Annotated in this window: 20 protein-coding genes; 7 read left to right on the forward strand and 13 right to left on the reverse strand. The window is 65.3% G+C overall.

What is annotated here, in order from left to right; genetic code table 11:
• Positions 1-570: 570 nt before the first annotated feature.
• The 5 genes from MEICH_RS0115090 to MEICH_RS0115110 all read right to left on the reverse strand — a co-directional run bounded on the left by MEICH_RS0115090 (position 571) and on the right by MEICH_RS0115110 (position 5199).
• Positions 571-1452: an acyltransferase gene (locus MEICH_RS0115090; protein WP_027893331.1), complete on the reverse strand. Its 882-nt coding sequence runs from the start codon at positions 1450-1452 to the stop codon at positions 571-573.
• Positions 1453-1719: 267 nt separating this feature from the next.
• Positions 1720-2526 carry an amino acid ABC transporter ATP-binding protein gene (locus tag MEICH_RS25270; protein ID WP_275052626.1) on the reverse strand — a complete coding sequence of 269 codons (807 nt, stop codon included), beginning with the start codon at positions 2524-2526 and terminating at the stop codon, positions 1720-1722.
• Complete coding sequence (locus MEICH_RS0115100; protein WP_027888526.1) at positions 2523-3173, reverse strand: amino acid ABC transporter permease; 651 nt, start codon at positions 3171-3173, stop codon at positions 2523-2525. Before MEICH_RS0115100 ends, MEICH_RS25270 begins: the two co-directional genes overlap by 4 nt.
• Positions 3174-3193: 20 nt before the next feature.
• Positions 3194-4030, reverse strand: coding sequence for a transporter substrate-binding domain-containing protein (locus MEICH_RS25275; RefSeq protein WP_027888525.1), 837 nt, complete (start codon positions 4028-4030; stop codon positions 3194-3196).
• Positions 4031-4050: 20 nt separating this feature from the next.
• Positions 4051-5199 (reverse strand): aminotransferase class V-fold PLP-dependent enzyme, encoded by a 1149-nt coding sequence (locus MEICH_RS0115110; RefSeq protein ID WP_218916419.1) that lies wholly within the window; start codon positions 5197-5199, stop codon positions 4051-4053.
• A 229-nt stretch (positions 5200-5428) separates the two neighbouring features.
• Between MEICH_RS0115110 and MEICH_RS25280 the strand changes: the two genes are divergently transcribed.
• Positions 5429-6058 (forward strand): GntR family transcriptional regulator, encoded by a 630-nt coding sequence (locus MEICH_RS25280; RefSeq protein ID WP_051304243.1) that lies wholly within the window; start codon positions 5429-5431, stop codon positions 6056-6058.
• A gap of 157 nt (positions 6059-6215) precedes the next feature.
• Here the strand turns inward: MEICH_RS25280 and MEICH_RS25285 are convergent, their stop codons facing one another.
• Entirely contained in the window at positions 6216-7430 is a 1215-nt protein-coding gene (locus MEICH_RS25285; protein WP_043983040.1) for an MFS transporter, read from the reverse strand.
• Complete coding sequence (locus MEICH_RS0115125) at positions 7427-7768, reverse strand: ArsR/SmtB family transcription factor (protein ID WP_027888524.1); 342 nt, start codon at positions 7766-7768, stop codon at positions 7427-7429. Before MEICH_RS0115125 ends, MEICH_RS25285 begins: the two co-directional genes overlap by 4 nt.
• Before the next feature lie 365 nt (positions 7769-8133).
• Here MEICH_RS0115125 and MEICH_RS25290 point away from each other — a divergent pair, with 365 nt between their 5' ends.
• Genes MEICH_RS25290 through MEICH_RS0115145 form a run of 4 tightly spaced genes read left to right on the forward strand, consistent with a single transcriptional unit; the run spans position 8134 to position 12324 of the window.
• Positions 8134-9732 (forward strand): ABC transporter substrate-binding protein, encoded by a 1599-nt coding sequence (locus MEICH_RS25290; RefSeq protein WP_081698415.1) that lies wholly within the window; start codon positions 8134-8136, stop codon positions 9730-9732.
• Between the two features lie 10 nt (positions 9733-9742).
• Positions 9743-10708: an ABC transporter permease gene (locus MEICH_RS0115135; RefSeq protein WP_027888523.1), complete on the forward strand. Its 966-nt coding sequence runs from the start codon at positions 9743-9745 to the stop codon at positions 10706-10708.
• Complete coding sequence (locus MEICH_RS0115140) at positions 10701-11579, forward strand: ABC transporter permease (RefSeq protein WP_043983037.1); 879 nt, start codon at positions 10701-10703, stop codon at positions 11577-11579. Before MEICH_RS0115135 ends, MEICH_RS0115140 begins: the two co-directional genes overlap by 8 nt.
• 4 nt (positions 11580-11583) lie before the next feature.
• Positions 11584-12324: a PIG-L deacetylase family protein gene (locus MEICH_RS0115145; RefSeq protein ID WP_027888521.1), complete on the forward strand. Its 741-nt coding sequence runs from the start codon at positions 11584-11586 to the stop codon at positions 12322-12324.
• A 387-nt stretch (positions 12325-12711) separates the two neighbouring features.
• Here the strand turns inward: MEICH_RS0115145 and MEICH_RS0115150 are convergent, their stop codons facing one another.
• Together MEICH_RS0115150 and MEICH_RS0115155 are read right to left on the reverse strand one after the other, a co-directional pair.
• Complete coding sequence (locus MEICH_RS0115150; protein WP_223299774.1) at positions 12712-13755, reverse strand: C39 family peptidase; 1044 nt, start codon at positions 13753-13755, stop codon at positions 12712-12714.
• A complete protein-coding gene (locus MEICH_RS0115155) occupies positions 13752-14726 on the reverse strand; it encodes an alpha/beta hydrolase family protein (RefSeq protein ID WP_119339789.1) in 975 nt (324 codons plus the stop codon). Before MEICH_RS0115155 ends, MEICH_RS0115150 begins: the two co-directional genes overlap by 4 nt.
• A 256-nt stretch (positions 14727-14982) precedes the next feature.
• On the opposite strand from MEICH_RS0115155, the gene MEICH_RS0115160 reads away from it, so the two are divergent.
• Together MEICH_RS0115160 and MEICH_RS0115165 are read left to right on the forward strand one after the other, a co-directional pair.
• Positions 14983-15399 (forward strand): BlaI/MecI/CopY family transcriptional regulator, encoded by a 417-nt coding sequence (locus MEICH_RS0115160; protein ID WP_027888518.1) that lies wholly within the window; start codon positions 14983-14985, stop codon positions 15397-15399.
• Positions 15400-15403: 4 nt separating this feature from the next.
• Positions 15404-16282 (forward strand): M48 family metalloprotease, encoded by an 879-nt coding sequence (locus MEICH_RS0115165; protein ID WP_027888517.1) that lies wholly within the window; start codon positions 15404-15406, stop codon positions 16280-16282.
• Here MEICH_RS0115165 and MEICH_RS27285 read toward each other — a convergent pair.
• The 4 genes from MEICH_RS27285 to MEICH_RS0115180 form a co-directional block, all read right to left on the reverse strand.
• A complete protein-coding gene (locus MEICH_RS27285; protein ID WP_051304245.1) occupies positions 16279-16818 on the reverse strand; it encodes a GNAT family N-acetyltransferase in 540 nt (179 codons plus the stop codon). The two genes, MEICH_RS0115165 and MEICH_RS27285, sit on opposite strands and share 4 nt — an antisense overlap.
• 418 nt (positions 16819-17236) lie before the next feature.
• Positions 17237-17626, reverse strand: a complete 390-nt coding sequence (locus MEICH_RS30725; protein ID WP_084542365.1) for a TlpA disulfide reductase family protein — start codon at positions 17624-17626, stop codon at positions 17237-17239.
• 165 nt (positions 17627-17791) lie between these two features.
• Positions 17792-18418: a DUF3105 domain-containing protein gene (locus tag MEICH_RS0115175; RefSeq protein WP_051304279.1), complete on the reverse strand. Its 627-nt coding sequence runs from the start codon at positions 18416-18418 to the stop codon at positions 17792-17794.
• A gap of 23 nt (positions 18419-18441) precedes the next feature.
• On the reverse strand, positions 18442-19338 hold the full coding sequence (locus MEICH_RS0115180) for a WD40/YVTN/BNR-like repeat-containing protein (protein WP_051304246.1): 897 nt from the start codon (positions 19336-19338) through the stop codon (positions 18442-18444).
• Between the last annotated feature and the right edge of the window lie 244 nt (positions 19339-19582).

The following is a 19582-nucleotide window of genomic DNA, read 5'->3' on the forward strand; positions in this document are numbered from 1 at the left end:
GCCGGCGCCCGCCGGCGCCGGGCTCGTCTTCAGTGTTGGTGAGGCCTGCGCTCTTTCGGCTGATCCGTTCGGTCGGGGTCCGTGTCGGGCTGACACGTGCCGTGGCCGTGCCCTCCGTGACCCCCCAGGTGCATCAGCACCATGGCGCCCGCCAGCAGGTAGGGCAGCAACGCCGGGTACAGCAGGTAGAGAATTACGCCCAGAAGCAGGGTGACAACCCAGGCAACGGTTCGGATGTTGGCTCTGCCTTGCACGTCAAACACCCTCCTCGGGTTTGCCGGTTGGCTCGGTGGTCCCAGGGCCAGGGCGCACCCTATAGCCTCGAGTATCCCACCCCAGATGGGGTGGGATAAGGGAAGATTGTCCCTGAAGTGCCGAGGGTCAAACTATGCCGGCATGCGGCAGCCGGGGGCCCGCTGGGAAGCCCCCGGACCCCCACTCCTCTCGTGAGGAGTACCAGACCCAGTCAGTTCGCCACCGTCCACCAGGAGAGGTTCCCCACAGGCCATGGGCCTCCTGCTTACCGCTGACGGCTGAGGGCTGAGGGCTGGCCGCCCCCGCTGGCGGCTCTCACGCCTCCCGCGTCCCGAAGCCGGGCTTGAGGAAGTCGGGGTAGTCGGGGTTGGGCTTGCGGTCGGGGAGGCGGTCCTGGCACTGCGAGGGGTGGGGCTCGCCGCGGCGGCAGTAGGGGCAGTCGTGGCGCACCTTGTAGCGCACCGGCCTGGCCGGGACGCCCAGCGCGACGGCGTGGGGCGGGACGTCCTTAGTGACCACGGCCCCGGTGCCGATGAGCGCGTCGTCGCCGACGCACACCCCGGCGAGCACGGTGGCGTGGTAGGTGATGCGCACCCCCGAGCCGATGAGGGTCTGCCTGAGGGTCACGTCGGGCGAGGCCAGCACGTGGTGGGTGTGGCTGTAGAGGTTGACGTAGTCGGAGACGGACGAGCGGTCGCCGATCACCAGCCCGCCGATGTCGTCGAGGAGGGCGTAGCGGTGCACCACCACGTCGTCGCCGAGCTCGAGGTTGTACCCCACGCTGAACTCCACGTTCTGGAAGAACTTGGGGTTGCGCCCCACGCGCCTGAAGATGAAGGGGGCCAGCGCCCGGCGGATGGCCACGCCCGAGTGCACCGACTGCCCCAGCGGCGTGAGGTCGAGGGCCTTCCACAGCCACAGCAGCGGCTTGACCCGGTCGAACCTCTCGGGGTCGGTGGCGACGTAGTGCTCGGCCTCGAAGGTGGCGTTGCGCGCGTCGAGGGCGAAGGCCGCCATGGGCGCCACCTCGGCCAGCTCGTCGTAGGGCCGCGCGTGCAGGATGCGCGCGAGCTCGTCCCGCACCAGGGCGTAGCGGTCGGTGGAGGGGTCCGACAGCCGCTCGGCCAGCCCGCCCAGCCAGCGCTGGAGGAGCCGGTCGGAGCTTTCAGGGATGGGCTTGGGCAAAAGCCAGGGCATAAATGTACCAAATGTACCTGATGGGCCTGACGCGGAAGGTAGGAGGGAGAAGCCGAAAAAGCCGTCAACCGCTAGCAAAACGGGGGGCGAGGGACAGGACACCATGACGGTACGCTACGCACAGTGCGCCTCTGGGACCATGCTCGAGAGCCGCAGCCGTTTCCCCGGCCCCGAACCCACGAGGCACTGCCCAGGAGGCTTGCGAACGGAAGGCGGCGATTCTCGACCGCCATCGACCACCAACCGGCCGAGCCATACCGCCTCCGCTCAGTGCTCGACCAAACGGAGGAAGGCTCGCGTGCGCGGGTGCTTGGGATTGACCAGGATTTCCTGGGGCACCCCCTCCTCGACCACCGTCCCGTCCGCCATGAACACTACCCGATCGGCCACGTCGTGGGCGAACTTGACCTCGTGGGTGACGACGATCATGGTCATCCCGTCCCTGGCGAGCTGCCGCATCGTTTGCAGGACCTCCTCGTGCAACTCCGGGTCCAGGGCACTGGTGGGCTCGTCGAACAACACCACCTCGGGGTTCATGGCCAGGGCGCGGGCGATGGCCACCCTTTGCTTTTGTCCCCCAGAAAGCCTCGACGGGTACTCGTCACGTTTTTCAGCCAGCCCCACCTTGGCCAAGAGCTGTTCGCCCAACTTTACGGCTTCCTCGCGCTTCATACCCAGCACCTGGATCGGTCCTTCGATCACGTTGCCTAGCGCGGTCATGTGGGGGAAGAGGTTGAAGGATTGGAAGACCATCGCCGCCCGGGTGCGCAGTTGGCGGATCTTGCCGCTGCGCTCACGGCTAGCAGCCCTCACCCCGCAGTCCACCTCCACGTTACAGACGACCACCCGGCCTTGATCGGGCTCCTCAAGGAAGTTCAGACAGCGGATGAAGGTGGTCTTTCCTGAGCCCGAAGGCCCCATGATCACCACCACCTCGCCCTTGTGGACCGTAAGCGAGACCCCCTTGAGCACCTCGAGCGAACCGAAGCGCTTGTGGATGTTTTCGGCACGAATCTGGCAGACCCCACCGTGAGCGTGCGGCACTCCGTGCACGTGCATTTCCTGGTGGTTCATTGGTAGGCCCTCCGCATCCGCTCCTCGAGTTTGGCCTGGCCCAGCGACAAGAGCGAGTTGACGACCCAGTAGATGAGGGCCACGATCACGAACATCTGCATGTAGCGGAAAGTAGCCGAACCGATCTGCTCGGCCACCCGCGTCAGCTCCACCACCGTTACCACCGAGGCCAGCGAGGTGTCCTTCATCATGGTGATGAAGCGGTTGCCCAGCGAGGGCGTGATCACACGTATCGCCTGCGGCAGGATGATCCGCCGCATCACCTGGGCGAAGGTCATGCCACTGGAATAGCCTGCCTCCCACTGCCCCTTGTCCACCGACTGGATGCCGCCGCGCATGTCCTCACTGGTGTAGGCTCCGGCGTGCAGGGCCAAGGTCAAAACGACCGCCGGGATGGCTTCGATGGTGAAGCCCAGTTGTGGCAGGCCGTAATAGACCAGCAGGATTTGGGTGAGTAAAGGGGTGCCACGGACGAGTGAAACGAACGCGACGGCTGGGGCCCGCAGCGGCCAGGGGCCGTACATCCGAGCCACCGCCACCACCAGCCCCACCGCCAGGCTGAGGACGAACGAAACCACACCCAGCCAGATGGTTGTCCACAGAGCTTGGAGCAAGAAGGGTGCGGCCTGTTGGAGTAGCTCGAGCATCTACCAGCCTCCCCTGCTGCTTATTTGGCATACTTCGCCAGCGCCGCCGCCATGTCTTGCCCGCCGAGCCACTTCTTGGAGATGGCGGTGAGCGTGCCGTCGGCAATCATGTCGGCCAGCGCCTTATCCACCGCCGCCTTGAACGCGGCCTCACCCTTGCGGAAGCTCATGGCGTTGAGCTCCACCCCCAGGTCGAAGGCGGGGGCCACCAGCAGCCCGTTTTTCTGGGCGAGATAAGCGCCCACGAAGCGGTTGAAAAGCCCCGCGTCGGCACGGCCGAAGGCCACGTCCATGAGCGCCAGGGTGCCGTTTTCGTAGGTCTTAGGGATGGCCCCGGGGACCTTCTCGCGGACGAACTTCTCCTGGGTTGAGCCCGAAGTCACCGCCACCCGCTTACCGCTCAGGTCCTCCAAGCTCTTGAACTGGCCCACCCGGCTCGGACGGGTGAACACCGACACGCTGATGGCCTGATAGGGGATGGAGAAATCCACCACCTTCTTGCGTTCTTCGGTGACGGTCTGTCCTGAGATTACGATGTCGTACTTGTTCGCTTCGATGCCCGCGATGAAGTCGGCGAAACGCCCGGCGACGAATTCCACCTTGGGAATGCCCAGGCGCTTGGCCAATTCATAAGCCACGTCAACGTCAAAGCCCACGAGCTGCTTTTTGTCGTCGATCATGCTCCAGGGCGGGCTGGCCTGGGTGTTGGCCACCCGCAGCACCCCGGCGGCCCTGACCCGCGACAGCAGATCGCCGGCTTGGGCACCACCTCTTTGCCACAGGCCGATACCCCCTACCGCCAACAGCCCCAGCACCGCGACCGTGAGCCAACCGCTGTTCGGGAAATTGCTCCGCATGCCTACCTCCTTAAGCCCGCCTAAGCCCGCACTTCCTGCTCGAGTCGCCCGAGCGCGACCAGAAACCGCTCAAGTTCGGTCTCGCTGTTGTAGTAATGGACACTCGCCCGCACCAATTCCTTGATGCCCCGCCGGGTCATGTCCAAGAATGTGGAAGGGGCGCGGGAGACATTGACGTTGATGCCTTGCCGCCGCAGGCAGTCGCGTATCTGGTCGGGGGCGTAGCCCTCGAGGGTGAACGAGATGATGCCACACCGTTCGCAACCCAGGTCGAGCACCTCGCACCCGGGAACCTCGCCCAGGCCCCTGCGCACTTGCTCGGCCAGGGCCCGCACCCTGGGCCACGTGTTCTCCAGCCCCCAGGCCAGCGCGTAATCGACCGCGGCTCCAAGGCCCAGCTTGCCCGCGACGTTGCACTCCCAGTTCTCGAAGCGCCTGGCGCCGGGCTCGATCTCGTAGCGGTCGGGTGCTACCCAGGTCGCGGCATGGAGGTCGAGGAAGGGTGGCTCGAGCCGCTGCAACACCTCCCTGCGAGCATAGAGGAAGCCCACCCCACGCGGGCCCCGCAGGTACTTGCGGCTGGTCGCTGAAAGCAGGTCACAGCCGATTTCTTGTACGTCTACGGGCATCTGCCCCACCGACTGGCAGGCATCCAGCAGGTACAGCACCCCGTGCGCTCGGGTGAGCCTTCCGATCTCGGCTGCGGGATTGACCAGCCCCCCGTTGGTCGGGATGTGGGTGATCGAGACCAGCTTGACCCGCTTCTTGAGCATCCTTGAAAGGGCCTCGACGTCTACCTGACCGTGCTCATCGTCAGGGATGACCTCGACCACCGCCCCGGTGCGCCGGGATACCTGGAGGTAGGCGATGTAGTTGCTGGCGTACTCGGCCTGGCTGGTGAGGATCACGTCTCCCGCCCGGAAGGGGATGCTGTAAAAGGCCATGTCCCAAGCCCGGGTGGCGTTTTCCACCACCGCCACTTCATCGGGATGGCAGCCCAGCAGCCGCGCCAGCGAGGTATACACTGCGCTCAACTCCCCCTCCCGCGCACGGGCCGCCTCGTAACCGCCGGTGTGCGCTTCCAATTCCAGGTGGGCCTTGACTGCATCCAACACAGCTTGGGGCATCAGCGCCGCCCCGGCGTTGTTGAGGTGAACCACGTGGTTCACCCCAGGAGTCTCCCTGCGGGCTTTGTCGAGGTCAAACACGCTTAACTCCGGTGGCCGAACCCTTAACTTGGGTAGCCGAACCCTGTGAGCAGCAGGGGGTTGGGCTTGGGCTGGCGACACAGTAATATATTGCATATTTGATACTACAAGTCAAGGGTTGAGGTATACTTCACGTGTGCCACTGCCATCACAGGTTCGTAAGGTCAAGCGGGAGCTGGCCCGGGAACAGGTGTACAAACAGCTGCGGGATTGGATCATCGACGGCACACTCAGGCCGGGTGAGGTCATCAAGGATGTCGAACTGGCGGAAGCGCTCGAGGTCAGCCGTACCCCGGTTCGCGAGGCGCTACGCCGGCTCGAGGACGAGGGCCTGATCGAGACCGCCTCGCACAAGTGGACCCGGGTAGCGCGGCTCGACCCCGAGCAGGCCGATGAGTTGTACGGCATCGTGCAGCGCCTGGAGGTCTACGCCCTGGAGCTGGCTCAGTTCAAGCTGACCGAGGCCGATTTCCTGACCCTGGAAGCGGCCAACGCCCGTCTGGCTCAGGCCATCGAACGCCACGACGCCAAGGCGGCGCTGGCGGCGGACAACGCCTTCCACCAGGTCTGGATCGAGCGCTCGGGCAACCGCGAGTTGGCACAGCTCTTGGCGGATTTGAAGGTTAAATTACGCCGCTTCGAGCTGGCCCACTTCGACTCCAAGGACGCGATGGAGTCCGTAAAAGAACATCAAGTCATCGTGGAGTCGCTCCGCACGGGCAAAAGCCGCAAAGCCCTGGAGGCCCTCGAAGGCAACTGGGAGGGAGCCACCGACCGTTTCTCGAGGCGGGTATTGGGCAAACTGGCCAAGAGCCCATAGGCCCAACGGGTCAACCCTCCTGGCCGCCGAAGGGATTTAATCCCATCACCGGCCTCCCGCCCCGCTCCCGTTCGGGGCGCTCGGTCGCCCCGAGGGCTCGCCCTTGCGGCGGCGACTGCCCTAGAGGGGCAGAGCCGGGCGGGGACGTTTTGCCGACTCACCCCGGCGTCGCCCGGTTCCTGAGCCTGGGCTGGAGCATCACTCCGGCGAGCAGAACTACGGCCACGAAACCGCCGTATAAGAAGGACTGCTCGGCGAAGCGGCTCCCCAGCCAGCCGGCCAGGGGGTAAGTCAACGCCCACCACAGGTGGCTCCAGGCGAAGTGTGCCCCGTAGACCCGCCCCTGGAACGCTTCAGGGGTGCGGTCGGCGATGAGTGTTTGAGTAGGCAGGTTAACCCAGTTCTGGCCCGCCCCGGCAAGGATCCACAGGAGCAGCAAAGGGATGAACGGAACGAAATTGGCGGGCAGCACCGCCAGTGTGGAGACCAGCGCCCCCAGCAGCACGAAGGTGGTGCGGGGCAGGCGCCCCTCCAGGGCGCCCACCGCCAGGGCCGCCAGCGTGGCCCCGACCCCGAAGGCCGCCATCCCCCAGCCGTACTCGAGGTCGCCCAGCTCGAGCTGCCCCCGCACCAGCCCTACCGTGCCCACCAAAATCAGCGCACCCGATACCGCCGCGACCAACTCCAGCAGCAGCGCGTAGCGCATCGGGGCGTCCTGCCATAACCGCAGTGTTCCGTCCTGAACGTCGCGTAACGTGGTGGCCTGTGCCGTGTCCGACGACCGATCCACCCGCAGCCTCACCGGCAGGGTCAAGATGAGCAGGGCCGAGATCAAAAAGGTCCCCGCGTCCAAGAAGAAAATGTTCCGTGCCCCGATCAGCCCGGCGATCGCACCCGCCACCCCGGGGCCGAGCACCCCCAGCACCTCGTAGGTCGCTCCAGAAAGCGCGATGGCCTGAGCGTAGTCCTTCTGCCGCGTCACCTGAGGCAGGGCTGCCTGATACGCGGGGGTGAAAAAGGCGGTGAGCGCGTTAAGGGCAAACATCAGCACGTAGACCTGCCAGACCTCACTTACCAGGGGCATCAGCCCGATGACCACCATTCGCCCCAGGTCGGCAGCGACCATCAGGGTCTTGCGGTCCATCCGGTCGGCCAAGGCTCCCGCCAGCGGCGAGAGAGCCACGAAGGCCGTAACCCGCAGCGTGAGCGCCCCGGCCAGAATCGCCGCCGACCGTGCCCCACCCACCTCAAAGGCCAGCAGAGCCAGACCCACCCAGGTAAAGGCGTCGCCCAACAGGCTGGTAGTCTGCGCGGCGTAGAGCCGGGCGAAAAGCGGGTTGCGCAGACTCCGGAAGGGGAGGAGGACCTTCACCGCGAAGCCCCGTGTTCGGGAAGCCCCAGCCGCTGGTGCTCGGCGTGGGCGAAGGCCTGGGTCAGCAGGTCGGCGATGTGGCTCTTGAGGCGGTAGAACACCTTGGTCCCCTCGCGGCGGGCCGTCGCCACCTCAGCCGCCCGTAGCGCCGCGAGGTGCCTCGAGACGGTGCTCTGGGGCAGGTCGAGGCGCTCGACCAGGCAACCCACGCTCTGCTCCCCCTCGATCATGCCCAGGGCGATGCGCAGGCGGGCGGTCTCAGCCAGGGCCTGGAATGTCCTCAGGACTCGCTCGAAGTCTTGCTGGGGGGGTGGGTACGAAACGCCGTGGCGCTCCATGCCGTTGATTATATCCTTTTATCCGGATAGACAAATATATAAACCGCTCGAGCTGTAGGCCGGCGGCGACGGTGGTTTTGGCGAACCACCGTCGCCCGAAAGACCCGCCGGTGTGGCGGGTAGGAGCGGGGCCGGGTCTGCGGAGCGTGGGGTCACCTAACGGCGGGGCAATGCCCGGCTCACCGCCCTGATGCGCGTCCTGCCCTCGCCGGGAAGCGGTTTCCTGACTCCTCCGTGGGCGGCTTTACATTAGCTTAACAATTCAATGCCATCGTTCTCCCATTAACACCACGCAACCTCGCCCACTTCGCTCAACGCTCGGCTTATTCTGAGGGTGGGGATTGCGGCTGTGTACGGGAGGGGAAATGAAGCGATTCAACGTGCTGTCGTTAGTCCTGGCTGTGTCCTTCGCGCTGCTGACAGGTGCCGCACTGGCCGGTCACACTGGCCAGCGCATCATTCTCGCCATACCCCAGGATGAGGGAGAGCTAACTCCCTACACGTACGTGACCGGCTACCCCGGTTACAACATGCTGTCCCTGGTGTTCGACACCCTGATGCTCAACGACCTAGGCGACGTGCCCCGCCCTTGGCTGGCGGAGAGCGTCACCAGCACGAACGGGGGCCGGCAGTGGACCATCAAGCTCCGCGAGGGCGCTGTGTGGCATGACGGCAAACCCCTGACCAGCGCCGACGTGAAGTTCTCCTACGAGTACTACAAGAAGTACCCCCTGATCGGACGTTTCGCTACCGCGGTGCGCGGCATCTCCGACATCCGCACGCCGGATGAACGCACAGTAGTCATCACCCTTCCCCGGCCCGAGGCCAACTTCCAGCAGGTCACGCTGGCCGACGTGCCCATCCTGCCCCAGCACCTCTGGCAGAACGTCACCGACCCCAGGGCTTTCAAGAACGCCACGGGCAGCGGCCCCTTCAAGCTGGTGGAGCACCGCCCGGACCAGTCGTACCGGCTGGTGGAGAATCCCAGCTACTTTGGCGGCAAACCCGGTGCGGACGAGGTGGTGTTGAGCATCATCAAAGACGCCACCTCGACCTTCCAGGCCCTACAGGCCGGGCAGATCAGCGCGACCAGCCGCGAGGTGTTGCCCGAACTGATCGGCCAGTTCTCCAATAACCCACGGCTCAAGGTGGTGCGGGGGCCAGGGTATGCCAGCACCCTGCTGCAGTTCAACACCACGATCCCGCCGTTCAACGAAGTCCGCTTCCGCCAGGCGGTGGCCGGCTTGATCGACACCAAGGGCTTGGTCGAGACGTTGCTGCTCGGCTACGGCACTCCCGGCAACGCCGGCTTCGTGCACCCGCAGTCGCCCTTCTACAGTGCGGCCACCCGTGAGTACAAGCGCCTGAGCGTAGCCGAGGCCGGGAAGGTGCTGGACTCGCTGGGCTACCGGGCCGGCGCGGGGGGTGTACGCGTGGGCAAGGACGGCAAGCGGCTGGAGTTCACGCTTCTGGTGCAGTCCAACAACCCTTTGCGCATCCGTGCCGCGGAGCTGATCGCCCAGCAGGTTCGGCCCGCAGGCATCGTCTTCAACGTACGCTCGCTCGACCCCACCACGGTGCAACAGGCAGTTTGGCCGGACTTCGACGTGGCCAAAGGCCGCAACTTCGAGTTGGCCATGTGGGGATGGTCCGCCCCGGTGACCTCGCAGCTCAACCTGCGCGGGCTGTTTAACTCCAACCCTGCTGCCGGGACGCTCAACATCGGCGGTTACAAGAACCCTACGGTGGACAGCCTCACGGAGCGCATGGTCACCACCGTGGACTTCGACCAGCGCAAGCAGCTCGCGACACAGGTTCAGACCATCATCGCGCGCGATCTACCCTTTATCACCTTGTGGTATGCCGACGGGGTCTACGCCTACCGGCCCGAGGCCTATGACGGATGGAAGTTCCAGAAGGGCCAGGGCATCATCAACAAGCGCTCCTTCTTGCAAGGGCAGTAAAGGGCAGTCGATGCTCAATCGCCTGGGCCAATACCTCCTGGTGCTGCTGGTCGCAGTGACGGTGAACTTCTTCCTGCCCCGGGCTATGCCGGGCAGCCCGTTGCAGTTCCTCGCTGGTGATGAGGTGGCCACGCTGAGCCCCGAGCAGCGCCAGGCCATCCTCCAGCGCGCGGGCTTGGACCAGCCGCTGCTGGTGCAGTTCTTGCGCTACCTGGGCCAGTTGGCCCGTGGCGATCTCGGCTACAGCTACCAGGAAAATCGTCCGGTGCGCTCGATCCTGCTCGAGCGCCTACCCTGGACTCTTCTGCTCACTGCAACCGCCCTGCTCCTCTCCTCGCTCTTCGGCGTCATCGTAGGGGCCCTGGCCGCCTGGCGGCGTGGGGGGATGCTGGACAACACCACCCTGGCCGGCTCGATCGCCCTTGACGCGGTGCCCACCTTCTGGCTGGGGATGATGCTGGTGGCGATCTTCGCCGTGCAGCTACAGATCTTCCCGGTTTTCGGGGCCAGAACTGCGTGGGCCAACTACCAGGGCTGGTCGGCGGTGGTAGACGTGACGCGTCACCTGGTATTGCCCGCCACCACCCTCACCATCGCCAGCCTCTCCGGCACCTACCTGGTGATGCGCTACGCGATGCTCGCCGTGCTGGGAGAGGACTACATCCGCACCGCCCGGGCCAAGGGAATGGCCGAGCGCCAGGTGCTTTACAAGCACGCCCTGCGCAACGCCATCCTCCCGGTGTTCACGGTGTTCATGCTCAACCTGGGAACGCTGGTGGGCGGGGCCGCAGTAATCGAGACGGTGTTCTCCTATCCAGGGGTGGGGCGGCTGCTGTTTGAGTCGGCCACCAACCGCGATTACCCCTTGCTGCAGGGGGCCTTTTTCCTGGTGACGCTTTCGGTGTTGCTTTTCAACCTGCTGGCAGACTTGCTCTATCCCCTGGTTGACCCCAGGGTACGGGGTTCACATGGTTAGCTCTGCTGTTGCTTCGGCCCGATCAAGACGCTGGCGCGAGCTTTCGAAGATGCTTCTGGCTAGCCCTGTCGGCGTTACGGGCCTGGGCTTGCTGACCTTGATGTTGTTTTTAGCCCTGTTCGGCCCGCTGATCGCCCCCTATGACCCCACCCTGCCCAGCGGCAAACCCTTTGAGCAACCCTCGAGCGCCCATCTGCTGGGCACCAACGACGTGGGTCAGGACATTCTCTCCGAGCTAATCGTGGGTACGCGGGTTTCGCTCCTGATCGGCTTTAGCGCTGCGGCAGGCGCCATCTTGATCGGTACGTTGGTGGGTCTGGTAGCGGGCTACAGCGGTGGCTGGCTGGACGGGGCGCTGATGCGCCTGGTGGACGTGATGCTGGTGCTGCCCTTCATCCCGCTGATGATCGTGGTGGCCGCCTATCTAGGACCAAGCACCGGCAACCTGATTGCCGCCATCATGCTGGTCATCTGGGCGCGACCCGCTCGAGTGATCCGTTCCGGGGTGCTGGCCTTGCGCGGGGCGACCTACGTCGAAGGGGCCAGGGCCCTGGGGGCTAGCGACTTCCACATCCTCTTCCGCCACATCCTGCCCGGGGTGCTGCCCATCGCAGTCTCGCAGTTCATTCTGGTGGCATCCGGCAGCATCCTGATCGAAGCCTCACTCTCCTTCTTGGGCTTGGGTGACCCGGTGCGCAAGAGCTGGGGTTCCATCCTCTATTACGCCCAGATTCGCGGGGCTTTTCTCAACGGTTCGTGGCCCTGGTGGGTGGTGCCCCCGGGGGTGATGATCACGTTAGCGGTGCTGGGTTTCGCCCTTACCGGCCGCGCTTTGGAAGGCTATCTGTTCCCGCGCTTGCGCAAAGGTTGATCGTATGCCCAAAAGCATTCTGATGTTGGCGACCTATGGCCTGGAGATCGTGGAAGTGGGTGGTACGCTGGCCCTGCACGCCCAGGGGGGCGATGCCGTACACGCTGCCGTGGTGCTGTCCAGGCCGCAGACCCGCCCCCAGATCGAGCAAGCCGCGAAGATCTTGGGGGTACGGTCGGTGCGGTTCCTGGAGTTTCAGGTCGGCGAGACCCAGCTCGACACCCCCTCCAAAATCAAGCTGGTGCGACTGATCCGGGAGACCCGCCCGGACATCCTGATCACGCAAGACCCCGAGCATTCCTATGCCGACCTCGACCCCGACCGCAGACTGCTCATGCTCTTGTATCTCGAGGCGGCCTCGTTGGCCGGACGGGACTGGCGCATCGAGGAGTGTGGCGGGTTTGAGCGCCACCTGATCCGCGACCTCTACTACATGTCGCCGCACAACCCCAACTGTGTGGTCGAGATCGGATCCACCTTTGCCCTCAAGCAACAGGCCCTGGGGGTGCTCGAGGGGCAGATGGCCTTCACTGCACAGGTGCTGCGCAGCAGGCTTAACCCAGAGTCACTGGAGACCATTGTTCCTGGATATGCCCACCTGTCCGACCTCGAGCTGGGGCGCTCGCTGCATCGCGAAATGGACAAGTCGTCGGCGCTCTATCACGGACTGCTGAGCCATGCCGGGGCCACCATGGCCGAGGCGTTCAGGCATCAGTTCCCCTTTCGGTTGGAACGGTTGCTCTGATCCACGACCTTAGCTGCCCTTGGAGCCTATACGATACCGGATTCAAAAAGATAATCTTCCAAACCGAAGAGCCCCGGAGGCTATCTTTTCGGGTCCCAGAGCATACCCCTCCCTGACGGTCGGCGAAGCAAGCGTATCCCTCCCGAGGGGCGCTACCGCCCTCCGCCACGCGGATAACTTCGGTCGGGTCAGTTCGTCACCGAACGGTGACGAACTAACCGAATCGGGTATGAAACCCTCATCTTGACCGCAGCAACGCTAATTGGCCTCTCCGGGATCGCGGTGATCGTAGGGGTCGCCCTGGACCTACGTGGCTGCTACCGACTGGATCATCGGCATGATACCCCGCCGCTTCGGCGAGGGGACTGGCACGATCCAGTTTTGAGCCTAGCGTGCGGCTTTCGCCTGCAATTCCCGCAGCGCAGCCCGGGCTTCGGCATAGCCGGGTCTATAGCGCAGGGCTGCCCGGAAGTCAGCCAGGGCTAGATTACGCTGTCCCAGCGCAGCCCGGGCTTTGCCGCGCCAGTAGTACGACTCCTCATGGTCGGGAGCCCACCGCAGGGTCTCACTAGCTAAGGAAACCACCTCGCCATGGCGGGCCACCTTGTAGTAAGCCTCCAGGGGACCAAACTGGTACCACAGGGTACGCCAAGGCCAATTACCCAGCATCCCGCCGGGCCGGTCGGGGTCATAGGCCCGGTTGACCGGCAGGCCGCGGGCTTGGTCGTAGGCTTGGGCAGCCCCCACGGCGTCGCCCAGCTTAAGCAGGCTGGTGCCCAGGTTGAACCAGGCGAAGGCGTTACGGGGCTGGGTCCGGGTTTCCTGGAGGGCTACCGCCCGGGCGTGCTGGTCTTCCCATCCCGCGTTCACCCGATCACCCAGCAACTTGCGCACTTCCCCCTCACGGCTTTTGGGATAAACCACTAGATAGGTGCGGTTGTACACCTGCCACAGGCTGTCAAACTCCGTGTACTCGAGGCGTATGTTGGGGCCGTTGTAGGAGTCGTAGGCCCACAAATAGCCCCCTCGTTCGTCGTAGCCGGTAATCAGACGGTAGTGACCCATGCCGCCTTGGTCGCTGACGAACCAGGTCTGGGCGATTACCGGGTAACCCGCTGCCACCAGCCGCCTGATCAACGCCAAATCGCCGGCTGCGCCCCCGTGCACGGCGTAGCCCTGGCTGCGGGCATAAGCTGCCAGCTCATCGGGCGAGACGTTCTTGTCGGCCCGGTTGGGCTTCAACACAGGAGCGGACTGGTACTGCGTCAGCTTGCTCCCCCAGAAGCTCAGGGCCATCCCGATCGTGACGGGGCCGCAGTTGTTGAGGCGTTGGTACTCGTGGCGAACGCCTTCCAGCCGCACCGCCCCGGGCACGGCCCCGGCCGTGGACAGAAGCACGGGCAACAGGAGGTGCACGATCCGCCGGTTCACGATCCCCCTTTCAGGTAGCGGTCGAAGAACGCCACCGAGCGCCGCATAGCCTGGGCGAAGTTCTTGCTCAGGTTGTGGTCGTCTCCGGCGTAGCTATAGAACTCATACGGCTGCCCGGCCGCCTTGAGTTGCCGCGCCAAGGTCTGCGAAAAGGCGTAGGGGACGTGGGTATCGGCAGGGCTATGATGAAGCTGGATCGGCGCCATGCCTTCTGCCAGGTAGCTGTTGGCCGAAATAGCGTTCCAGAACCCGGGGTTCTGCTCGGGAGTGCCGAAGCGATCGAAGATCTCCCGCCTGCGCTGCTGTACCCGAGTTGAGGGTTGCCCACCCATGTACGGTCGCCGCCAATTGTTGACGAGGTCAGTGTAGGGTGCCACCACTCCCGCCCAGATCACCCCGGCCTTGATGCGCTTGTCGACGACCATGGCCCGCAGGGTGAGGTAGCCACCCATCGAGTGTCCCCACATGCCCAGACGCCCGGCATCGACTTCCTTAAGCTTCGCCAGCGAGGAGACTGCGTTGAGCACGTCGATGGTGTAGCCCGGAAACCAGTAGGCTCCCTCGGCCTGGCCCTCGGAATTGCCGTGCCCCCGGTAATCCGGCTTGAACACGACATAGCCCGCCCTGGCCAGTGCGTCCACGTACGCCTCGTAGCGCTGGGTGGTGCGGTACTGTTCGGGCGGGATGTAACCGTGGTTAAACACGACGGCGGGCCAGCCGCTCTTCGGCTTGGTGCCCGAGGGTACGGTCAAGAGGGCGAAAATCTTCAGGCCATCGGAACGGTAGGAGGCGATGTAGCGCCGGTAGTTCGCGCCCGAGGTGAGGGTGCGCTCGACGGTGATGGCGCTGCCCGGGTAACTGCGGGCGCGCAGGGCCTCGATGCTGAGGGGGTCAGGCTGCTTGCTCTGGCCCAGGGCGAGGCCGCTGGACAGGAGCGCTGCGATGCCAAGGGATGGCAGGATTCTGACCATGCCTGTCAAGTTAAGGTTTTACGGTTAAGTTTCCGTAAAGCCCTCCGCGGCCAGGCTAAGGTTGCGGCCATCAACTCTACCGAGCAGGCCTCGAGCGTCCTTGAAGTGGGCATTTAGCTACCCGTCACCCGCTACGCAGTGCCGACGGTACTTTGACGAGGTTTCAAGACCTTGATTGGCCCAAACGCGCACACGGAGTGCAGCTAAGGCAGTCACGACCATGTAAAACCTGTCCTCCGACAGGTACACTGAGCCTATGGGCGAGGTGCGCTCGTTCCACCTCAACGAGCAGGGGTTGCAGCGGGTCCTGGGCGGCCTCGAGGCGGCGGTGATGGAAGTGCTGTGGAAGCATGGGCCCCAGACGATCGCGGAGGTGCAGAAGGCCTTGTTGCCGCAGCGGCTAGCCTTCAACACGGTGATGACGGTGCTCAGTCGCCTGGTCGCCAAAGGGCTGGTGACCCGCTGCCAACCGGGTGGGAGGCGCTCGGTCTACGGAGCGGCCCTGTCCAGGGAAGCCTTCGTAGAGGGGTTGACCCACGACGTTGTGGTAGGTCTGGTGCGCGATTTCGGGGACTACGCGGTGGCCCAGTTCGTCGCTGCGCTCGAGCGCGAGGATCCCGGGCGCATCGCCGAGCTCGAGGCCCTACTGCGGCGCAAACGGGAAGGCTCGTGAGCCTATGGGTCGCGCCATCGAGGCCAGCCTGCTCACCTTGCTGCTGCTGCTGGGGGCGCCGTTGCTGCTGGTGGCAGGCACCAGCGGTCACCCGGGCATGAGCGGGGCCTTGGACTGGCTCGGGGACTGCTGGTTCGCCCTCCGGGCAGGAGAGGCGGCCGTCGGGCTGGTTCTGCTGGCCGCGCTGGGTCCAGGGGCTCTCGCGGCTTTCCGGATGCTGCGCGAGCTGGTCACGAGGTGGGCTCTGCTGGCCTCACTGCGCCGTGAGGTCGGCGGGGCCGCCCAGCCCCCCGATCTCAGCGAGCTCGCGCAGAGCCTGGGCTTGAGGCGGGTGGTATACGTGGACCGGCCCGACGTGTTCGCCTTCACCCAGCTCTCCGAGGTGGTGGTGAGCCGGGGCCTGGTCGAGCTGCTGCCCCGCGAGGAGCTCAAAGCTGTCCTGCTGCACGAGCGGTACCATCTGATGCGCCGCTCGGTCAAACGTGGCCTGTGGGTGGCCGGCCTGACCGCCGCCACGGCATTCCTGCCCGTCGCACCGCTCCTGCAGCGGGCCTGGTGGTTACGGGAAGAGCTCGACGCCGACCGGGCGGCGGCGGCGGTGGGCGGTGACGTGGTGGCCTCGGCCTTGTTGCGCCTCGCACGGCATGCCCATGCAGAGTCGGCCCCGAATGCTGAAATTCTAGGCTCGAGCCTGGCTCTGCGGGTGCAGGCCGTCTTGGGGCAACCGGCGCCTCTTTTTGAGGGGCACCGCTGGCGGGCGGCTGTGGTGAAAAGCGCGCTCATCCTGGCGGCACTGTCCCTCGTACCACTCCTGCTGCACGCCGCGCCTCTGGAGTGGCATCTGCGGGACTGGTTACCCCACGGCCCGGGTCAGAGCTGCTAGAGGGGCAGGCCGCACAGGTCGAGCTCCCCTTCCGGCCAGGACCTGCCCTGACAGGCGAACGCCATTGCCGCCAACTCACCCTGCACCCTGCCGCCGGGCTGCTGGAAGTAAAACGGCCCTTGCACGCGCTGCCAGCCCAGGCGTTCATAGAAGGGGACCAGATCCTCCGCGCACATCAACCAGGCGAAATCGCACTTAAGCCGGTCGCCGATGAACCCGATGCTCTCCCGCAGCAGCACGGAGGCGTAGCCTTTGCCCCTCGCTTGCGGGAGAGTGGTCACCGCCCCTACCAAGCCCAGCCGCACGTCCTCCACCCCGACCTTCGCCGGGCGGTGGACGATTTCCAGCATGCTCACCCACCGGCCTTCATGGCTCAAGAAGCCGTACCACTGAGGCCGGGAGAGCTTGAGCGAGCTCCGGAAAGTGCGGGCTTTCCACCAGCGGTAGCGCACGTACTGGCTGAGCGAAAGCTGCTCCGGGGGGACGATCCAGACTTGCTGCTCCCAGGGAAGAACGTCGACGAGAAAGTGATTCATGGCGGGGACCCCCCTTTACACTACAGCGTGTAGTGTAAAGACCCCATGTTAAATCTGCGTAAAGCTAGTGGCCAACCCGCCTGCGCATCCTCCAGGCGCAAGCCACGCGGTTCGGCCATCCCGCCCGGGTGGAGCATGCACCCTTGCCGCATGGCGCTTGACGACCGGCAGACAGGAGGAGCAGGGCCGCTCGATCCAGCCGCGACCCCGGCTTCACCCCATCTTCCCTCCTGATGGTCAAGTTCCCCGACGGGTAGCGGTTGCACACCCCGACCCTGCCAGGCTCAGCAAAACCGATCGCGCACGATGATCCGGGCGTTGCCGAGCACACCGCCGAGTTCCACGTCACCTCCATCCTCAACAAGCCCGGCGAGGACACCCGGCAGGGCTTGGCGTGACCCTGCCGGGCTGCCCGCCTTCAAGTAGGCGCGACGAAGTTGATCCCCACGAACAGCACCCGGTCCTTATACCCGCGCCAGGCTGCCTCGAGCATCGGCGCTTCACGGCGGCAGGAGGGGCACCAACTGGCCCGGAAGTTGAGCGCGACGGGCTTAGGCCCACCAGCCTGGAGAGGGTGAGGCGATCCCCCCACTCCGCCCGGTAGGGCTTCAGGGTGGGCATGATGAAGTCCGGGGCAGGTTGTTCCCCTGGGCGATCTGGGAGGGCAGGGCCGAGGGGAGGGGCCGCGGCGCAGACCCCACCAGAACAGCCCACCCAACAGAGCGACCACCAGGATTCCGGCCCAGAAACGCATATTCTCCTGTTGTCCTTGTTCCCTTCCTTGAACCAATAGTATATGCCCGCACATACCTGTACCTCACTCTTGCGCCTGAGCGGCCCTGAAAGCCAGGGGAAAAGCAGGCTGGCCCAGCCGTAGAGAATGTGAGGCTACCCGGAGAGCCGGGAACCGGAGGCGGGCAGAACGGCCAAACCCACCATCACACCCAGCCGCCCGCCGGCTCGAGCGCTCACGTCACCTCACCGGGTTTTCCGGCCCCCGGCCACGGTAGGCGTCCACAAACGCCGCTGCCGCCGCGGCGTCCCACCCCTCCAGGCGCAGCAGCCTGTTCCAGGCGGTGAGCTCGATACCGCGCCCAATCCCGGCCTTACGGACCACCACCAAGCCGTCCCACTGACCCCGGAACCGCCCTGCCCAGGCCCTAAGGGTGCGCAGGGCCTCGTCGCCGGGTTGGTCGTAGTAGATCACCACGTTCCCGTGTTCCATCGAGTGCACCAGCTTCTCTTTAGGTTCGGCAGCGGTGTAGAAACCGGCGCTGGTCCAGCTCGGCCAGTGGGTGCCCGAGGTCGGCGGATCGTCCCTGAAGCCCAGCGGCTGTCCCAGCGCCGCGTGCAAACGCCCCGCGTCAAGGCGCTCGATCACCCTGCCGAGCTGGGGTTTGCCCTGCTCGGCCAACCGGGCGAAGTCGCCCCCCACCTGCCGCCCCTGCCACCACGACCAGCCGGCCCAGCCGACCCCCAGGGCGGCCAGGGCGGTGAGGAGTACTGCAGTCCAGGGAAAGGCTTTAGATTTGGAGGTGTACCTCGCACCACGCCGGGTGCTTGACGTCAAGGCCTTTCGGTTGCTCGGATTCTTTGCCATACGTCGCTCCACGTACCAGGTGCTCATCGTTGCCAAACCTGGCCCTGATCGTCCATCCATACGATGTATCCAGCCTCGTCGGGGCTCGCCGCCAGCGCGATCACGGAGGCGGGCTCCAGGCGTTGCCATCCCTCGGGACCCTGGGCATACAACCCCTGCCGTCCGCCGACATAGAGCTTGCCGCCCGCGTCCACGCCCAGCGCGAAGACGTCGGCCTCGGGCGCCCCGGCGGGCTCAAAATGCCCGCCGCCATCCAGGCTGCGGTAGAGCCCTGCCCCCACGCCTCCGGCGTAGACGCTACCGTCCCTCGCGACCGCCAGCACGTGAACCCACCGGGACAGCCCTACCCCCCCGGCCGCTCTCCAGTTCAGACCCCCGTCCTGGCTGACGTACAGACCGCTGCGGGCTTCCCAAAGGTAATGCCGCTGAGGGTCAACAGGGCTTATCGCGTAGCCGTGAATGTCCATGCCGCCGAGCCCACTCGGACGGCGGTCACGGTATGTCCTGAGATCGTCGCTCACGGCATAGACTTCATGGCCAGCTACAATTAGCCGCCTGCCATCCCAGGCCAGGTTCATGGCATCCCAGCCGCTGCGCTGCACCACGTTAAGCCAGCCCTGCTTATCCCCGTCGAAGCGCTGGATGCCGTCGTGGTGCCCGAAGAGTATCTCCCCAGTAGGCAAAAGTACCAGGGAGTGGGCGTCTCGCGTGGCCACCGGGGCCAGGGGCATGGTCATGCCGGCCATCCTCCCCTTGGGGCTGCCGGCCCCGCTCGCCGCCGTGCCCATGGGTATCCCGCCCGTGATGGGCATTCCGGGCAGGCGGGGTACGGTCGAGCGCGCCAGCAGCCCCACCAACCCGGCCAGCAGGAGTGCCCCAAGACCGGCGATCCACCAGGAGGTTTTGACCCGTTTCCCCATCGACCCGACCTCGGCCCGCGGCCACCGTCCCGCGTGCCCGCACGGTACCCAGCTCGTGTTAAATGCGTGTAAAGTCCCTGGGTGGAAGCCCCGGATGTGGTCGACCGGCCTGCCAGTACCCCCACTTCCACCACCGCAGCTTGGGCACCCCGGCGATATAGGTGCGGGCAACCCCGCAAGGCTGGAAGCCCACCGACAGGATGCCCCGCCTCGAGGCCAGGTTGGCAGCGTGGGTGTCGATGTA

This window comes from Calidithermus chliarophilus DSM 9957 (genome assembly GCF_000430045.1).
Taxonomy (GTDB): domain Bacteria; phylum Deinococcota; class Deinococci; order Deinococcales; family Thermaceae; genus Calidithermus; species Calidithermus chliarophilus.